This window comes from Paenibacillus sp. PastM-3 (assembly GCF_029893965.1).
Taxonomy (GTDB): domain Bacteria; phylum Bacillota; class Bacilli; order Paenibacillales; family Paenibacillaceae; genus Paenibacillus_AQ.
The window spans coordinates 19,026-37,092 of sequence record NZ_JARXXP010000041.1; the positions used below are offsets into that span (position 1 = coordinate 19,026).

General features: G+C 53.7%; 16 protein-coding genes and 1 pseudogene. 6 read left to right on the forward strand and 11 right to left on the reverse strand.

All coding sequences use genetic code 11. From position 1 onward, the window contains the following. Positions 1–322 precede the first annotated feature (322 nt). The 3 genes from M2108_RS29235 to M2108_RS29245 all read right to left on the reverse strand — a co-directional run bounded on the left by M2108_RS29235 (position 323) and on the right by M2108_RS29245 (position 4,656). Complete coding sequence (locus M2108_RS29235; RefSeq protein ID WP_277472922.1) at positions 323–2,020, reverse strand: methyl-accepting chemotaxis protein; 1,698 nt, start codon at positions 2,018–2,020, stop codon at positions 323–325. A gap of 307 nt (positions 2,021–2,327) precedes the next feature. Then, a complete protein-coding gene (locus M2108_RS29240; protein WP_068723449.1) occupies positions 2,328–3,026 on the reverse strand; it encodes a Crp/Fnr family transcriptional regulator in 699 nt (232 codons plus the stop codon). A 118-nt stretch (positions 3,027–3,144) separates the two neighbouring features. Next, positions 3,145–4,656, reverse strand: coding sequence for a DUF4153 domain-containing protein (locus M2108_RS29245; RefSeq protein WP_277472923.1), 1,512 nt, complete (start codon positions 4,654–4,656; stop codon positions 3,145–3,147). A gap of 114 nt (positions 4,657–4,770) precedes the next feature. Between M2108_RS29245 and M2108_RS29250 the strand changes: the two genes are divergently transcribed. Both M2108_RS29250 and M2108_RS29255 read left to right on the forward strand, forming a co-directional pair. After that, entirely contained in the window at positions 4,771–6,537 is a 1,767-nt protein-coding gene (locus M2108_RS29250) for an ABC transporter substrate-binding protein (RefSeq protein WP_277472924.1), read from the forward strand. Positions 6,538–6,572: 35 nt separating this feature from the next. Further along, positions 6,573–6,860 carry a DIP1984 family protein gene (locus tag M2108_RS29255; protein ID WP_277472925.1) on the forward strand — a complete coding sequence of 96 codons (288 nt, stop codon included), beginning with the start codon at positions 6,573–6,575 and terminating at the stop codon, positions 6,858–6,860. A 577-nt stretch (positions 6,861–7,437) separates the two neighbouring features. Here the strand turns inward: M2108_RS29255 and M2108_RS29260 are convergent. Further along, positions 7,438–9,552, reverse strand: a complete 2,115-nt coding sequence (locus M2108_RS29260; protein WP_277472937.1) for a CotH kinase family protein — start codon at positions 9,550–9,552, stop codon at positions 7,438–7,440. Positions 9,553–9,650: 98 nt separating this feature from the next. Beyond that, positions 9,651–10,142, reverse strand: coding sequence for a DinB family protein (locus M2108_RS29265; protein WP_277472926.1), 492 nt, complete (start codon positions 10,140–10,142; stop codon positions 9,651–9,653). 383 nt (positions 10,143–10,525) lie between these two features. Between M2108_RS29265 and M2108_RS29270 the strand changes: the two genes are divergently transcribed. The 3 genes from M2108_RS29270 to M2108_RS29280 all read left to right on the forward strand — a co-directional run bounded on the left by M2108_RS29270 (position 10,526) and on the right by M2108_RS29280 (position 13,034). Continuing rightward, complete coding sequence (locus tag M2108_RS29270; protein WP_277472927.1) at positions 10,526–11,341, forward strand: ABC transporter ATP-binding protein; 816 nt, start codon at positions 10,526–10,528, stop codon at positions 11,339–11,341. Between the two features lie 61 nt (positions 11,342–11,402). Then, positions 11,403–12,233, forward strand: coding sequence for an ABC transporter permease (locus tag M2108_RS29275; RefSeq protein ID WP_277472928.1), 831 nt, complete (start codon positions 11,403–11,405; stop codon positions 12,231–12,233). 9 nt (positions 12,234–12,242) lie between these two features. Further along, positions 12,243–13,034, forward strand: coding sequence for an ABC transporter permease (locus M2108_RS29280; protein ID WP_277472929.1), 792 nt, complete (start codon positions 12,243–12,245; stop codon positions 13,032–13,034). Between the two features lie 70 nt (positions 13,035–13,104). Here the strand turns inward: M2108_RS29280 and M2108_RS29285 are convergent, their stop codons facing one another. The 5 genes from M2108_RS29285 to M2108_RS29305 form a co-directional block, all read right to left on the reverse strand. Beyond that, positions 13,105–13,548 (reverse strand): GNAT family N-acetyltransferase, encoded by a 444-nt coding sequence (locus M2108_RS29285; protein WP_277472930.1) that lies wholly within the window; start codon positions 13,546–13,548, stop codon positions 13,105–13,107. 32 nt (positions 13,549–13,580) lie between these two features. Continuing rightward, positions 13,581–14,126, reverse strand: coding sequence for a histidine phosphatase family protein (locus M2108_RS29290; protein ID WP_277472931.1), 546 nt, complete (start codon positions 14,124–14,126; stop codon positions 13,581–13,583). Next, positions 14,123–14,587 carry a hypothetical protein gene (locus tag M2108_RS29295; protein ID WP_277472932.1) on the reverse strand — a complete coding sequence of 155 codons (465 nt, stop codon included), beginning with the start codon at positions 14,585–14,587 and terminating at the stop codon, positions 14,123–14,125. The genes M2108_RS29290 and M2108_RS29295 overlap by 4 nt, the downstream gene beginning before the upstream one ends. Before the next feature lie 4 nt (positions 14,588–14,591). Further along, positions 14,592–15,137, reverse strand: coding sequence for an ATP-binding protein (locus M2108_RS29300; protein WP_277472933.1), 546 nt, complete (start codon positions 15,135–15,137; stop codon positions 14,592–14,594). A 131-nt stretch (positions 15,138–15,268) separates the two neighbouring features. Next, a complete protein-coding gene (locus tag M2108_RS29305) occupies positions 15,269–15,865 on the reverse strand; it encodes a TetR/AcrR family transcriptional regulator (RefSeq protein WP_277472934.1) in 597 nt (198 codons plus the stop codon). Positions 15,866–16,001: 136 nt separating this feature from the next. On the opposite strand from M2108_RS29305, the gene M2108_RS29310 reads away from it, so the two are divergent. Further along, a complete protein-coding gene (locus tag M2108_RS29310; protein WP_277472935.1) occupies positions 16,002–16,994 on the forward strand; it encodes an acrylyl-CoA reductase family protein in 993 nt (330 codons plus the stop codon). Positions 16,995–17,344: 350 nt separating this feature from the next. Here the strand turns inward: M2108_RS29310 and M2108_RS31725 are convergent. After that, positions 17,345–17,872: pseudogene (locus M2108_RS31725) on the reverse strand (cupin domain-containing protein); the annotation flags it as partial. Positions 17,873–18,067: the final 195 nt, after the last annotated feature.

Sequence of the window (18,067 nt, forward strand, 5' to 3'; positions counted from 1 at the left end):
AAGCCCTTTGCCCCTGTACGCTGCCTGAACCCTCTGATTATGCTCCCAACCGGAGAGGCACACAGCAAAAAGAACGGCCCGTCCCTTGCGTATCAATGCAGAACAAAAACCGCAATCGCAGGATCGGCAGACCGAACTTATCGTTAGACTATCAGCTAACTAATTATGGTAATACTATAAGTTATAGAGAGGCAGGGGTCGATGACCGATTCTATGCGGAGTATGTGCAAAATAACGTACCTGAGAGGATTCCTTCCGGCTTCAAAAGAACACAAATAGAAAGGACCCTGCCTTTTACGGCAGGGTCCTTTGGTCACTATTCTCACGCCACATTGAATCTGGCCACCAGACCCTGCAGCGCCTGGGCCATCGTGCTGAGCGTGCTGGCAGAGGAAGCGATCTGTTCTACGGAGGCCATCTGCTCCTGGGAAGCGGCGGAGACATGCTGTGTGCTGGAGGCGGTAGTCTCCGAGATCTGTGTCACCTTGCGGATGGACTCGACAATCTCATCCGTTGCGGCTGTAATCTCCTCGACAGCACCGGAGACCTCCTGCACCTGACCGGCCAGTGAGTCAACGGAAATCCGGATCTCTCCAAAAGCATGTCCGGCGTTTCCGATAATGCCTGTACCCTCCTCCACTTCACTCATGCTGCGCTTCATGGTTGCAACTGCACTGGATGCATCATTCTGAATGCCCGCCGCCATCTCGGCGATCAGATTAGCGGATTCCCCTGACTGCTCGGCCAGCTTGCGGACCTGGTCGGCGACTACCGCGAACCCCCTGCCCTGCTCACCGGCCCGCGCCGCTTCAATCGTTGCATTGAGGGCAAGCATATTCGTCTGTGAGGCAATTCCTTTAATGATACCCACCAGACTTCCGATCTCCTGCGAACGGTTCACAAAGCCCATCACCTGCTTCGACAGCGAGTCAATGGATGCGTTAATAGAGTCCATCTGACGGGCCGCCGCCTGCAGCGATTCATCCCCGCTCAGCGCATATTCGGCTGAGCGGACCGATGCATCCGAAATATCCTGTACACTTGCCGCTATCTGCTGGATTGCAGCCGACATTTCCAGTATGGTGGTCATGTTCGTCTGCAGATCGGTCATTTGCTTGTCTGTGCCGGAGGCTACACTGCCCATGATCCCGGCGATTTGCTCGGTGGCTGCAGCCGACCTTCCGCTGTCTGCAGTCAGCTTGGAGGAGGATGCCGCCAGACTGTCCGCCGACTGGCTGACCTGGCTGATGATGCTGCCCAGATTACCTGTCATCTGATTGAAGGTATGCGCCAGCTGTCCGATCTCATCCTTGCTGCGGACAGTCAGCTTACGGGTCAAGTCCGCTTTGCCATCGGCTATTTCCTGCAGCTGGCTGTTCACGTCACGGATCGGCTTGAGAATCCGTCCCGACAGCAGCAGGGCAATCATCGCTGCCAGCAGCACCGACAGACCTGTTAGGCCAAGGCTGATCCCCATCGCTGAACCGCGGTGCGAGGCCGCCTGGCTCTGCGCAGCGGATATTTCTTTGTTCAGCACATCCTCAAACACTAGCTGCGAATCAATGATCGTATCCAGTGAGAGGTTCGTGAACTCTTTTTGCGCACCCGGAAAATTTCCTTCCTTGGCCATTGCGAAGGCATCCTCCAGCACCGTAAGATAATTGCTCCATTCACTCTCCAGAGTGTTGATTCCGGACAGCTCCGCTTCATTCAGGCCTGCGTTCTTCAGCTCTGTGATTGATGCAGTGATTTCCGGAATTTTAGCCTCATACGCCGACAGATATTTGGTACGCTCATCGTCGGTATTACTCATTACATATCTGGCCGCAAGCCCGTCAGCTGTACGGATCTTGTCCGTCAGCTCCTGAACCAGCGTCAGCTTGCTGTAATTGCGGTTAATCTGCTCTGTCTGCATCGTTGCCTTGCCCTGAAACAGCGTATTGCCGGCAATTGCGACTATAAAAACAATGATGACGGCTGCAAAACCCATCAGGATCTTTGCCCTAATTCCTCTTAACATAAATGTTGCCTCCCCATTATGTAATCTTTTTTTGCTCAAACCATTTGAACCCTATGTACTTCCTCGCTACTGCCCCAGTGCATGTCCTCCAGTCTTTCAGCCTAATGTCCTTGTCACCGCTAAAGTGTGTCCGGACATTTCCTATGCCTTTATCCTACGTGCCCAGCCTTAAATGAGCCTTAAATCGGCCTGAACCGGAACTGAACGTTAGCTGAAAGTATAAAGCGCCTGTCCTGTCTCAACGCGCAAAAAAAAAGACCGCTGCCCGGTCAAATACCGGAACAGCGGCCTTTCTCACAAACATCCGTTATTCGTATAAATTCCCGTTAGCCAGCTGGGCCAGCCGGGTCTGATCCAGCACGCTCAGCCTGCCGCGTTTACGCTCAATAATCCCTTCATCTATGAAGCGCCGGACAATCCGGTTGAGGTGCCGGTAGCTCGTACCGAGCAGATCTGCCGTCTCCGTCAGGCTGGAGGTGCGGATCTCCTCAACCCGCTGGCCGCCGACGGTCTCTTCGAACAGGGACATCAGATAGCTGGCAAACCGGTTCTCCACCGGATAGAGCAGGTTCAGCGCCGAGGTCTGGCCGAGGGTATACATTTTGTGGCTCAGCTCCCCCATCAGAAAACGCAGCAGGGCCGTATTCTCTTCCAGCTCTCTTAGCAGCATCTTGCGTGAGGCTACGAGCAGCAGGCTGCTGCCGACGGCAACCACCTCATTTTTAACCGGATACTGCCTAAGCAGCTCTACATCTCCGATCACGGACATCGGCCTGGCGAAGCGCACCAGCATCGACTTGCCGTTGGGCAGGAGCGTGTGGATCTTCAGCTTGCCCTCCATCAGAATGAACATGCTCTCCAGCCGGTCGCCGACCGAGCAGATCACATCACCGTCCCCGTAGCGCCGCAGCTCCATCGCGGCAATGTCAGCGCTGCTGAACATTTTATCCAGCCCGTTACTTTCCGCCAGCCGCCGGACCGCTTCAGGGTCCATTATAGACTGCATTGCATTTCCTCCTTGAGACCCGCATATGTACACGGTTATGCTCCGCACAGGAGCACCCGCATGATGCTCTAACTGTAACATAACCGGATACAATTCTGAAAGAATGATGGCCTCAGGACTATTTTGCCCTATTCATGTATTCCTGCAGCGCCTGCTGTCCGCGGTATATCGCCACATTAAAGGAAGGCCATTCCTGCTGCGCCTCCTCCCGCCGGTTAGACCATTTGTCGCTGAGCTCCCGCTTGAGCAGATCATTATTTTGTTCACTGAAGTCAATCAGCAGCGGAACCGTTTCCCAGGACAATCCGCTCAAGTAAGGAGCATCGATATCCCCGCTGGCCTCATACCGGGCGATGTTCTGGGAGGCGATAATCCGGTCCATCCCGATGTAATTCATGAATACATAAGAGAGCAGACCTAGCGCCACATACCATTTTATCAGCGGAAAATCCGTCTTGCTTATCCGTACAGCAGCGAGAATCAGCAGCAGTCCCAGAAAAATCATAAAGGCGTGTACCAGAAAACGTATCTCTGTATAGCCGTAAGCCTCCTCATATAAGGCAAGCCGGGAGTAAGCCGAATACAGCATGACTACCGAACACAGCACCAGAATATACAGCAGTGTGCGGATGACGGTAAGCAGTCTTGCTTTGGCCTGGGGCAGGGCGAATAGCGACAGCAGCAGCAGGCCGAAGTTAATCGACGTAACCATAATCAGCTCAAAAAAACCGCTCCGCGCATAATCGGCATACGTGCTCCCCTGCGGCAAAGCGCCTTCCCAGGCACCGAACAGGTAGGAGAACTGTACACTTACAAACAGCACGTACACTGCATTGACTGCCGTCAGGACCGTTGTAGCAATGACCGGGTCAACCGTGAACTCGAAGGGGTCCATCCGCGGCTCTCCCTCTTTGGGCACGATAATCTGCCGCTCGATCCGTTTAAATGCAACAAACCCCCATAAATAGCCGAACAGCCCGATTCCCAGCACCACACTCCACAGCGTCCGTCCGAACCCTTCACTGAAGGAAATCCGCTCCAGCAGCTCCGGAAATTTGTTAAGAATCTGGTTGAAAACGCCGTCTGCCGAAGAGAGCAGTGACACAACGATCAGCAGCAGCGGACAGGACAGCAGCAGACCGGCAAGCACTTTAAGGTATACCTGCTTATGTTCGTTCTTAAGCCCTTCTCCGCCTGTTTTGCGGATGACTGTGAATACCGTAGGCCAGTGCCGCGGACCCTGGGCAAAAAAATGCTCCAGCGCAGCGCTGATCAGCTGAATTCCGCTCCATGAAGGCCGGCGGTAGCTTAGCAGGTAGGTCATATGTAAGAGGATCAGTACCGGAAGCACCAGCAGGTTAAGTCCGAAAAAAAACCAGCTTGAGAACAGCACAAAGGTCATGGCGAGCAAAAATATCGCAGCCAGCCATACATAGTCGAACCACTTCAGCGGGCGCAGCTGGTCCTTCGCATAATACAGCATGAAACAATAGAATAGGACGACAAAGACGGGATAAGAGACTCCGGGCTTATGTCCAAAAAACAAGTACTGGTGCACGATGGCCAGCAGCAAGGCCGCAGCCAGTGCGGAAAGCGCATACCTCGGAATAACAGGGACTTTCTCTTCCATGGGATTTCCCTCCAGTTTTTTACTTTCTTAACCTGATTCTAGCTGATAAAATAAGAAGAAAAAGAGAAAAAATATTTCACTCATTTCCTATTTTATAGAAAGGAGCTGCTGATTATGAAGCTTCACAGCCAGTTTCTGAGGCTGCATTCCCGGCATGGAGGAGCAGAAGAAGCTTCCGTTACTCTGGATGAGCTGGCCCATACCCTGGGCTGTACCCACCGTAACGCACTGCATGTTATTAAGAAGCTGGCCGAGCAGGGCTGGGTCTGCTGGACCCCCAGCCGGGGACGCGGCCGGCGCTCCTCCCTGAGGTTCCTCGCGGATGCCGAGGAAATTGCGCTTAGCTCCATGATGCAGGCCATCAGCAGCAGCGAGATCCGCAGCGCCCTCGAAGGGATCCGCGGACATGCCCGCTCCTCCTCCCTGCAGGATACCCTCCAGGGCTGGCTGCTGGCCTATTTCGGCTATCATACCGAGCTGCGCAGCGACAAACGGATTGATACGCTGCGTCTCCCGGTCCGGCAGCAGCTGCACAATCTGGACCCGCTGTATATGAATCTGCTGGCTGAATCCTTCGTATCCAGCCATGTCTTTGACGGTCTGGTGGCACGCAGCGGCGGACAGGACCGGATCATTCCTGCTCTTGCCCATACCTGGGATACCGGTGAGCAGCGCACCGTCTGGACCTTCCATCTGCGCAAGGATGTGCTGTTCCATCACGGAAAGGTGCTTGCTGCAGAGGATGTCGTCTATTCCTTCAAGCGGATGATGGAATCTTCACAGCGGCTGCTGTACAGCAACATTTTCAGGGATATCCGGGAAGTGAAGGCGCTTAATCCGGGAACGGTGCGCTTTTTGCTGAAGCAACCGAATGAGCTGTTTCTCCCTTTTCTGTGCACAAGCCGCGCAGCGATCGTTCCGCGTGATCTGGAAACAGCCTTTGCCGGCAGCTTTGGACGCAGGCCTGCCGGCACCGGACCGTTCAAGCTGGTGGAGATGAACGAGGATATGTGCACTCTAGAGGTGTTTCCTTATTATTTTCAGGGCCGGGCTCATCTTGACCGGGTGGAGATTCTGCATGTCCCGTGGGATATTTCGGCAGCCGAACCGGAGACCGGCTCGGCCTTCCATATTGTCCATAATCCTTCTTCCGGCGGTCCGGCTGCCTGGAGCCGGATACATTCGGAGTATTCGGTACGCAAATTCTTGACCTGCAACACGAAGAAAAAGGGTCTGCTCAGCGATCCGCTAATCCGTGCAGAGGTACTGTCCTGTCTCGGCGGAGGCATTACATCCGCCGGGGGTAAGGCGGCCGGAAGGCAGCCGGTTGAAGCGGTTGAGCCGGGGAATGCCGGTGTTGTGGATGATGCAGCAGGATCAGAAGCAGCGGCTAACGCAATAGTTGCTGCGGCCGCACCGGCGCTGCAAATTGCAACCATTCCGCAGTATGCCGGAGATGCGGAAGCGGTAGCTGCGAAGCTGACTGGCTGCGGGTATGCCTGCCATGTATTATCCGTGTCTCCGGAAGAATTCAAAGGCCCGGTCCGGCTGCAGGCAGATCTGATTCTCTTCTCGCTGCTGCGCGATCAGGACGAGCAGCTGCGGCTGTCCGATCTTTACTCTACGATGGTGCAGCACCTGGAGCCGCAGATTCGTGCGGATATTGAAGGAAGGCTGCAGATCATCGCCAGGGAGCCGGATAGCAAGGCAAGGGCAGCAGGCTTTCAGCAGATTGAAGACAGCCTGCGGCAGAAGCATCAGCTGCACATCCTGTACGAAAAGCCGGCTGAAACCGCCTACCTCCCCTCTGTCCGGGGGGTTACTTTTAACAGCCAGGGCTGGGTGGATCTGCGGCATCTGTGGTTTCCGCCGGAGTTATGATCGTGTTCCATGTGCCAAATTGGTAAATATATCTCTTGGATAAGATCAACAAGACGAACTCCTTGAGTCCGTTTAATGCAGACCTTACCCTGTCAGAGGCGCTGGCTGAACGGGAGCGGAGCATGCAGCACCGTAACATTTTGAATGAGCTGCTGAACGAGGCTTCGATCAAGCAGGAGCGTTACGGCCGGCAGGAGGTTAAATTCTATACAACGATAGAAGTCACTGCCCTGCAGAAGGAAGTAGACGAACTGTCCAAGCAATACCGTGAGCTGGATTTCCGGATTCAGGAGAAGAACTGGAGAACCGATCTTCTGGAGTAGTGCAATAATGGCAAGTTGGTAGCCGGACACATACAGGTGAGCACAACCCGCCAACAGGGTTAGTTGGACCTCCAATGTAGAAGCTGGGCCATCTATAAACCTTACTAATTAGCCTAATAATGTAACAAGAGTGCGCGGAGCATGTAACCAGGCTGAATTTTTATTAATGTTAACTACCATGTGCTGATGTATGATTCCGGTGAGGGCGGGTTCGGCGACTTGTCAGATTTATTTTGGACAAAAAATAGCGGCAGCCTGGAAGTGTTCCTTCCGGCTACCGCTTTTGTGTTAGTGAGGGCGTCACGTCCAGCATTTAGTTGGATTTTCGCTACTTAGATTCTTCCTTTCCGCTCACTTCTAATGATTAGGTGGAAAATCGCCACTTATTTTCGGCTATATTCCCCAATGAAAGCAAAAACAGTAGAATTAAGTGACGTTATTCCAATTAGATTCCTCCTCCCGGCATTTTACCCGGAAATAGATGACGAATTTCCACTTAGATCCTCTCATCACACTGGTCAGCACCTACTGTTTAATGAAGGGTAACTCTGTACTCTAACCGTCTACCGAAATCCGGTTATTCCGCAATTTTATCCGTTGCTGAAACAGTCTGGGCCGCAGCGTCCCACTTTACATCCATATTCAAGCCTTCGGAGATGAACCGCACCGGCACCATCGTCCGGTTATTAATGATCTGCGCCGGGACGTCCAGCGTAACGGCTGTTCCATTTACATAAGCGGTTGTGCTGCCGATGGTCATCGTGATGGTAGTGCTGCCTTTAACGGCAGTGATCTTCTTCGTTGTCTGATCCCAGGTCACGTCAGCGCCCAGTGCACTAAAGATCGCATTGACCGGCACCAGCACCCGGCCGTCCTTATTCAGCGGAACCTGATCCTGGAAGCTTACAGCAGTTCCGTTCAGCGTTACTGTAATCGTCTTATTGGCGGATGAAGCTGCTGCCGATCCGGCTGTACCCGCCGTTCCAGCCGCTGCCGTGCTGCCCTTCGTTGGAACCACCTCCGGCAGCGGAGTAACCTCAAGCCCCAGCTGCGCCTGCAGATTGGCCAGCCGGTTCAGAGCGAAGGTCATCAGCGAGCCCGCGGCCATCGTGCCCATGCCCTGTCCGCCCTGCGGGCCGCCTGCGCCGGAGAAGCCTGCGTTACCGCCTGCTCCCGGTGCGGCATCAGCCGTCCCTGCACCAGCCGCTGAGCTGCCTCCCTCCGTCGTTCCGGCACTTGCTGTTCCAGCCGCTGCCGTTGTCCCGCCAGCTGCGCCGGCTTGTCCGGCCGCAGCAGCATCAGGCTGCGCCGGCGGTGTGCCCTCCGTGCCGGATGGAGGCGTCATATTACCTCCGCCGCCTATCATGCCGCCGCTGCCCCCGGCATCGGCTGTATAAGCTACATTGTTCTCAAACTGATCCATGGTATAGAACTTGGTCGGATCTGCCTGAACGTAGGGTCTGATCAGCGAGGCAAGCCCGGTAATCCGGTCCTGAATCCCCTCCAGATAGGTCACCAGCTCGGAGACATAACCTAAATATCTGGTTTTGTATTCCGGTACTTCGAGCAGATTGCCGATCAGCGGCACCTGATCCACATCGATGCCGAGCGTCGGCGTGTCAATTGAAGCGGTCACCGCATTGGTTGCCGATGCTGCTGCAGTTCCAGCTGATGTACCGGCCGTTCCGGCAGCAGCGGTTGTACCGGTAGCAGCCGTTCCAGCCGCGCCCTGCATTCTTCCACCGCCGCCTCCGGTAGAATATCCGTTAAAGCTCATATTCATATCCCACGGAATGACGGTATATTTACCGGCCGCATCCCCGTACAGCAGATAGTTATGACCTTTATCGCCGTTATAGCTGTCATAGTTGCCCAGCACGGCATTAGCGGCAATGTATTTCAGTGCGGAATCGACATCCAGCACACTCTCAATATCGCCTTTTTCCCCGTCAGGCATGGCGTTCAGCACGCTGATGAAATTTTTGAGCGATGCCTTGTCATCCTCGGTACCGGTATCATAAGTCAGTGTTTCATAATCGCTGCCTTCCTCATATTTCAGGTAGCTTTTCTCTTCGGTATCATACAGCACGCCGCTGTCCGCATCTTCACCGAAATTACGCTCCAGATAGCTGTCGTCCACGGACTCAACGCCAATATAGAAGCCATACAGCTCGCCGTTGATATAAAGATTCGTGAATACAGTCAGCGGCACATCCTCGCCGATCGCCCGCAGTGCCTCATAATGCAGATACTCCCGCAGGAACGAAGGGTCGGAATAACTGTTGTTCAGCACCATTTTATCCAGGCCCATCAGCGTCTGAGTCTTATCATACTTGTCGAACTTCAGCCGGAAGCTGTAGCGGTCGGAGTCCGTCATCGCCGCCACCGACTTCAGGGTCAGATTACCCTTGGTGGAAAAGCCCACATTCTCCAGCACCGTGCCATCCACATCTACCGTGACACTTTTATATTCTTTTTCCAGGGGATTGGCCAGTATGCTCTTCCAGTCCTCATCGTCAATCGTCACTTGTACATTAATCACTTTATCCGGTGTGAACAGGGATTCATAGGCCTGGCTTACTCCTGCTTCAGCTGCAAAAGCTGCAGACGGGCTGCCCGTAACGCCTCCCACCGATGCTACTACCGCAAGCGACAATGTCGTCAGCATCATTTTTCTGAACATACTCTTCATTCGCAAAACATGTATTCCTCCTCTTGTGCAGATTCGTATTTTGTAAAGCCTGTGTAAAAGCTTAAAACACGAACCTGAAAGACGGCTGAATCACCTGCTTATCCCTTACCCGGCAACGTTTCCCGCAGCCCGCGTCCAATCACATTTGCCGACACCGGCTTATGCCCCAGCTCCCGCGCCCAGACCGACAGCTGCCCGATATGATGAATCTCGTGGGCAATAATATGACGCATAATTTCACCCCAGGCATCTGTAACCTGCTCTCCTTCGTAACGCTTATCCACAAAAACATTCCGCTCCAGCCCCTCATGCCAGCCCAGCACAAACGTCTCGACCTCCGACCGGAAGCGGGCATCCAGCTCTTTTACCTTTTCTAGCGTGCTGTATTCAGCAAAATCCTCTTCAAAATCAGGCTTGCCCTGCATCGCCATTATCCAGCTCCACTCCACATCCGCGATGTGGAACAGCGTCTTCAGAATGCCGCCTACCCCGCCGGTTCTCGGCCGCAGCAGCTCCTCCACACTCAGGGACTCACACCACTTATACCACTCTTCACGGACCATCCAGTTGTAACGGAACAATGTCTGCATCTAAACCCTCCGGTATTTTAAATTTAAATAAGTACCTTTGCATTCAGTGTATCACAGCGGCTATTCGTGTCCGAGGGAAAAAATGAATATAAACGCTGCAGCTTTTACCATCCCCTGACAACGCAAAAATACCGGCAACCAAGGTCACCGGTACGTAAATTCAATATGTATATGATACAAAAAAAACATCTAGTTTTCCTGCGTTAACTATAAAATTAATATAGCACGGAAATGTCAACATAGCAAGCATTTTTATGGAAAACGGAGAAAATAAAACCTTCTCCCCCCGGCTGCAGTCTGTGAAGGAACTACAGGGTGTAAAGCGCCGCTGTCTCGTTAACTCCTATAATGGTATGATGTTTTGCGCGAAGGAGGCGAGCAGGATGCAAATCAGACTCAGGGAGATCAAAAAAAGCTTTAAAGTGTACAAACGCCCGGAAGGCAAATGGGGGCTGTTGAAGGGAGCTTTTATGCGGAATGTGACGGAGGTGGAGGCGCTCGGCGGGATCGGCTTTGATATTGCGGAAGGTGAGCTGGTGGGATACATCGGCCCGAACGGTGCCGGCAAATCCACCTCGGTCAAGGTGATGAGCGGAATTCTTACGCCCGACAGCGGCGAATGCACCATCCTCGGCAAAGTGCCCTGGAGAAACCGTGTGGAGCATGTGTCTAAGATCGGTGTCGTGTTCGGGCAGCGGTCACAGCTGTGGTGGGATGTACCGGTGGCAGATTCTTTTGACGTACTGAAGGATATTTATGCGATCCCGCCCGGAGATTACCAAATCAGGCTGGCCGAGCTAACGGCAACTCTCGGTGTGGAAGCGCTGTTACGAACCCCGGTCCGCCAGCTCTCGCTGGGACAGCGGATGCGCTGTGAGCTGGTGGCAGCCCTGCTGCACCGGCCCAAAATTCTGTTTCTAGATGAGCCGACGATCGGACTGGATGCGGTATCGAAGCTGGCACTGCGCGATTTTCTGAAGGAAGAAAACCGCAAGCACGGAGTAACCATGCTGCTGACTACCCATGATATGGACGATATTGAGGCGCTATGTGAGCGGGTGATGGTGATCGGGCACGGCAAGCTGCTCTATGACGGCAAACTGGCCGGACTGCAGGAGAAATATGCACCCGAGGTTGTGATGAAGGTCAATACCGATGCGATGATCGCCGCTATGTACAACGATCTGGCACTGACATAACCGGGTGTGCAGCCTCATAGAGTGACGGCATTTATATTATTTCTGGAGGTGTGTATTTGCAATGGATTTGAAAAATACCTGCCGGGCATCACTCTCCCTCTTCCGCATCCGGATGGCTGAAGGCCTGCAGTACCGGGTGTCGGCCATTTCGGGAACGGTGGTCGGCGTGTTCTGGGCGCTGCTGGAATGTGTGCTGTTCACTGTTTTTTATACATATAGCGAGCACGGCTCGTGGAACAACAACGGCATGAGCCTGCCGCAGACCATCTCCTATGTATGGATCGCACAAGGGCTTTTTGTACTGCAGACGATGAGTATTGACGGTGAAATCATGGGCAAAATCAACAACGGCGACGTCGGGATCGAGCTGTGCCGGCCGATGAATCTGTACACCCACTGGTTCGTCAAAAGCTCAGCCGGCAAGCTCGGCACCTCCTGGATCCGTAGTGTCGCTACCGTGCTGGTTGGCCTGCTGATGCCCGCCGCTTATGCGCTTGGTGCTCCTGCATCTTTTGCGGGGCTGCTCTGCTTTCTGCTCTCGGTCATTATGGCCTTTGTCCTCTGCTCGTCATTTGCGATGCTTGTGACGGTAGTCCGGCTTAATGTTACCTGGGGTGACGGTCCGAGCCATATGCTCCTGCTGCTGAGCGGAATTCTGTCGGGAACCTATCTTCCGCTTCGGCTATGGCCAGACTTCATGCAGACTTTTCTATACCTTCAGCCGTTCGGCGGCTTCGCCGACATTCCGGCCCAGCTCTACATCGGCAGTATGCCTCCGTCAGCAGCTTTGCCTGCAATTGGACTGCAGTGTATCTGGAGTACTCTCTTTATCGCGGCCGGCCGGCTGATCATGAACCGTAAGCTGAAAAATATTATCGTACAGGGAGGGTGAGCACACAGCATGATTGCCGAGGGTAAAATCTATTTCAAATATTTGCGGATGCATCTGCTGTCCGGAATGGAGTATAAAGGCTGGTGGCTGATGCTGATCCAGGTGCTGGTAGTCGTGGTCTCCGACCCGATCGCTACCGTCCTGCTGTTCTCACGCTTCGGCAATATCGGGGAATGGAGCGTTGCCCACATCATTCTGGTATACTCGCTGGCAGTGGCCTCGTTTGGCCTGGCGGAGAGCTTTTGCCGCGGCTTTGACTATTTCCCGTGGCATCAGCTGCGATCCGGTGATTTCGACCGGCTGCTGCTGCGGCCGCGCTCCCTGTTCGTTCAGGTTGCCGCCTCCCGGTTCCACCTGCACCGGCTTGTCCGCCCAATAACAGGAATCTGCGCAGCAGGCTGGGCCTTGAATCAGCTTGGAGTGCAGCTCACTCCCGGTAAAGTTGGAATTCTCGTTATGGCGCTTGCGGGCGGCTGCATTATGTATTGCGGTGTGTTCGTGCTGACTTCTGGGCTTGCTTTTTTCACGATTAAAGGCCTGGACTGGATTTACCTGCTGACCAATGCCAGCTACCAGATTACCCGCTGTCCGGAGCCGTATATGCCGCGGGTGCTGAAAAATGTCTTCAGCTTTATGCTGCCGATGCTGTTCATCAGCTTCTATCCGGCTGCCACCGTATGCGGCTGGAATTATCCGGCATGGCTTGGCTATCTTTCGCTTCCCGCCGGGACTGCTTTTCTCGGACTCTCCCTGCTGGTCTGGCGTATCGGCGTTAGGCATTACAAAAGCACAGGAAGCTGACCCCCGTTATGGTGATCAGCTTCACTGTTTCTCTGGTTATAACGGGTACCGGACAAGTCAGCCTGTTGGCTCAATGCGAGCTCAGATGCTTGCGGTACCCCTCCACCTTCTCGTCCCGGTAGCCCATCTTCTCATAGAAGACATGGGCTTCCTTGCGTTTCTCTCCTGAAACGAGAATGATGTAGTAACAATCGCGCTCGTGGGCGATATTCTCGATGGCGGTCATCAGCTGCTTGCCCAGACCCTGACGGCGGGCGCGGCTTGAGACGACGACATTTTCGATAACCATGAATGGACGGCAGTCCCCCACCAGATCCTGGCAGACAATCCCCATCATCGAACCCAGCAGCTCCCCGTCCACATAAGCGCCTAACAGGATGTATCTGCTGTCCGCCTTAATGGACGTGAAAGCCTTTGTAAGCTTACCGGGATCGGTCAGCGCACCGGTCAGCTCCCGGTACAGCTCATTTAATTCCGCGAGTGAATCCGCCTCAATTTCTTTGATCGTTACCATGGTATGTACGACTCTCCTTACGAAGACAAATGTTATTTTTCATATACATAAAGCTGTCCATTTCGCGGGTGATTCATTCGTTGGCCGTAATAGGCTCTGCGCCGCAGCTCCCGTTCGAGCAGTTTCATAAGCGCGCCATGTGTTACAAGCAGTACATCTGTTGGCTCCGGCCTTCCCTCAATGTGATCCAGCACGTTATTAATACGCTGAGTAATATCCCGCCTGCTCTCAGGCTGTGAGGAATGACCCATAAGCCACAGCATACGGCCCAACACCATCCAGCAGACGGAAGGCAGCTTGAAGCCGGACAGCCTTCCACCTGCGGCTGCCACACCGATTTCTCTAAGCTCCGGACTGTACTTTATTTCACCGGCAAAGATATGGCGGGCAGTATGTATGGCTCTGGAGAGATCACTGCATATGCAGTATTTCCAGTTGGCACCGTAATCCGCACCAGCCTCCAGCAGAATTCCGGCTTCATCATACCCCGCAACCCACTGGTTAAACTGATCTCCGGTTACCCAGCCCCGCAGCGGCGGATGCTCCACCTTAAAATGCCTGACCAGCCCGATTCTCACTCCGCCTCATCCCCGTCCGTCTGCAGCTCAAACTGCTCCTTCTGTCCGTCCCACTCTACACTTACTGTAATGACTGACTGTCCGCGATTCAGCGAGCCGCCGCTTGAGCCGTACATGTGCAAAGACTCCATTCTTACCGGGCCTTCCATCGATTGGCTTGAGCCATGGCCGAGCGCCTCGAAACCATACGTAAACTGCTTGATTTCTTTAAGGGCTTTGGCTTCCCCTTTGTAGGCCAGTTGAAAGTTGTAGTCCCTTGAAGGCTGGTAATACGTGGCTTTCCCTTCTGAAATAACCGGCTTCTCTGTAACCGTCTCACTGTAAATTGCCGACCAGTGTTCGCCCTCACCAGAAAAAGTGTACGTTTGATGAAGTGCACCGCTATTGCAGCCTGCCAGGAGCATCAGCACCATGATAAATCCGTTCAGTAAAAGGGTTCGTACCGCCGCATTCCCTCTCATAGGCTCAGCCCTCTTTTCCACAGGATAAGTAGTTCAGAATAGCATCCACACGCTCCTCTACCGACAAGTCCCCCTCCAGCCGCACAACAGGACAGTCCAGCTCCCGCATCCATGCCTCATGCAGCTTAAGGCTCCGTACCTCCGGACCTGCCGTATCGTACAGGCTCGCCCACTCCAGAAAGGCCTGCACGTCCCTGTACTTGCTCCCGCCAGGAAGACTCTCATTGCCATAACGCTTATATTCCCTGGCCTTTAGCCGCTCCAGTCTGATAGACGGGGGAATCCACAGAAAGATTACCAGGTCAAAATAGGGCCGCAGGCTATCCCCCCAGCCGCACACCGCACCAGATAAAATCCAGGGCTCCTCCTGCTCCAGATCATGCCTGATTCTGCCAAGGCGCTCCGTCAGTTCACGCTGCTTCGAGAATTTCTGCTCCCAGAAGTAATCGTCACTATCCAGATGAACATGCGGAAGCCGGCCGGCAAGCGCCTGCCCGAGTGTGCTGGTCCCGGCTCCTGAGGCCCCCATGATATGAATTCTGCGTTTCATCTGCACCTCCTGAATACCTCTCAACTGAGGATATAACTGCAGCCAGTATGCTGCTCAGTCAGCTTATGCATAACCTATCCATAATTTAACATACTATAGGTGAGCAAATTCTGCAAAAATGTAACCATTAGCTACACGCTCAGCAGCCTCATAATTGCAGTGTGGCAGGATTCCTTAAAAGAGGTATGCAGCTCATCCTGATCAGCCATCAGCCACTGGATCAGGCAGCCGTCAATAATCGCCCGGATAACCGGTGCTGACTGTTCCGGCGTCAGTTCTTGGTTGAAGATCCCTTCCTGCTGCCCCAGCGTCAGCACTTCTGTGCTGATGCCCGCACAGCTGTCATAGAACCGCTGGTTAATTTCCCGGTAGACCGGACTGCGGCTTGCCCTGGACAGAAAATCGAGATAGACCCGGTAAAACGACCGGTTCTGCACCGGACCGGCAAACGCAGAATCAATATAGGCATTAAGCTTTCCTTCAGCCGTATGCTGCTCCGCTACTGCCGCCCGCTCCCTTGCGGAAATTTTGCCGGTCAGCCATTCCAGCAGCTCTACCAGCACAGCTTCCTTGCTAGTAAAATAATAGTGGACTACCCCCTTGCTGACCTCTGCGTAATCCGCAATCGTCTGCAGGGTAACCGCATCATAACCGTGCTCTGACAGGGCGCGGAATGCGGCCGAAAGAATCTGTTTGCGTTTTTCTTCGGATTTCTTGTACTTTACCATACGCCCTCCGCTTTTTTAGCGTGATTGTCCGCTTCATCTTATGTGTAGTATATCATAGCAACAAAAAAGTTGACCGGTCAGAATAAATATTATATAACAGACCTGCATACAGTTAACGGATAGGAGCGGATTTAGAATGTCTGAAACATTTCAAGCTTTGGTTGTAGACAAGAACGATATTTTCTCAGTGGGGGTCAAGCAGCTTACCCTGGAGGAACTGCCTGCCGGGGAGGTTTTGATCAAAGTCGCTTATTCCAGTGTAAATTACAAAGACGGACTTGCCAGCATTCCAAACGGCAACATCGTGCGTAATTACCCGTTCATTCCCGGCATCGACCTGTCCGGAACAGTCGTGTCCTCGGAGGACAGCCGCTTTCAGCCCGGACAGCCGGTCATTGCCACCAGCTATGGCATTGGCGTGTCCCACTATGGCGGATTCAGTGAATATGCCCGCATTCCGGCCGAATGGGTGATTCCGCTGCCTGAAGGGCTCAGCCTGCGGGAAGCGATGATCTACGGGACAGCCGGCTTCACTGCTGCAATGTCCATTCAGGCGCTGGAGGATCACGGAGCTGCTCCGGATAAAGGCAAGGTGCTGGTAACCGGTGCTACCGGCGGCGTTGGCGGCACAGCAGTTGCCATGCTGGCCAAGCTGGGATACGAGGTAACAGCCAGCACAGGCAGAACGGACGAAGCCGGCTATCTGCAGCAGTTAGGCGCAGCGGAAGTTATTTCCCGCGAAGAGGTTGGCGGCGCGGCCGTGAAGCCGCTGGACAAGCAGCTCTGGCAGGCTGCGGTGGATTCCGTCGGCGGAAGCCCGCTGGCAGCCGTACTGAGCAAGATCGCCTACGGCGGAGCGGTAGCTGCCAGCGGATTAACCGCAGGAACCGCGGTACCGACAACGGTAATGCCCTTTATCCTGCGAGGGGTAAGCCTGCTGGGCATTGATTCTGTCTCCTGCCCTGCCGGCAAGCGTCAGCTCATCTGGGCACGGATGGCAAATGATCTGAAGCCGGACAATCTGGATGTGCTGGTAGACCGGGAGATCACATTAACTGAACTTCCCGCTGCTCTGGAAGATATCCTCAAATCCAATACAAGAGGACGGGTGCTTGTCCGCCTGTCCTAGAAGCAGTTCCCCGGTTCTTATGACCCGGGGGGCTTTTTTATAGATGTCACCTATCATTCGTTGTCTGTTGCCGCATTCGGGTAAGCCGGGATACCTTGTGCGTACGGCAGCTGGCGGTAAGGCTGCTGTACATAAGGCTGGCCATAGTAGGCATGCACACTCATCGGCTGATACCCGAAACCCTGCGAAGCCGGCTGGGGCATGTAATGGGGCATGTTGGAAGTCCCCATCACCGGAGCCATGTTGGGGGGCATGTTGGACGCCCCCATCACCGGAGCCATGTTGGGAGCCATATTCGGGGCCATATTGGCGGCTTGCATATTTTCGGCAGCCGCCTTCACAGGTTCACAACAGTCCGCAGGCGGACCAATAAAGGTTCTAGGCTTCACTGGAGCCAGTGTTTCCTTCACCATTGCCTCATTCAAGCAGTAAGTATGAGCCAGTACATTGGCCGGGGTTTTGCTTAAAATATCTGATCCCAGTATAACCTCAGGTGTAGGCGCATCGAAAATGGCCAGCAGATGCGTACAATCCACTGTAGCGATCTCATAATGCCACCAGCCCTGCGGCACATTGGCCACCTGTCCGGGAGTAATCGGGAAGTGCAGCAGCTCGTTAGTGAACGGGTTGATCAGCGAAACCACTGCTGCACCGGAAATACAATACACCAGCTCAGCGGCATTCTGATGGTAATGCGGCTCAACCACATTGGATTTGCTGAGAAAAATATCAAGCAGTGAGGTATTTTCCAGCGTGTTCAGCTGCTTGATCCCGAGCACATTGATATAATTGCAGTCATCCTTTTTAAACAGCGTATTGCAGTTCACATCCGCTGTAAATTGAGTAGTCGGGGATGTATAATCCATGTAAGAAGTCATAAAGTGCCTTCCTTTCTTTGAAGCCCAGTTTTTTTCGTTCTGCAGTAGAATATGTATCTGCCTATGCCCAGGTGACGATTTCTTTGCTTTTGCACGCCGCAAATCGAGTAGGAGGGGGCGGCAAGCCCCCGTCCTCTCACACCACCGTACATGCGGGTCCGCATACGGCGGTTCCAAAAGGTTAACAAAGCTCCA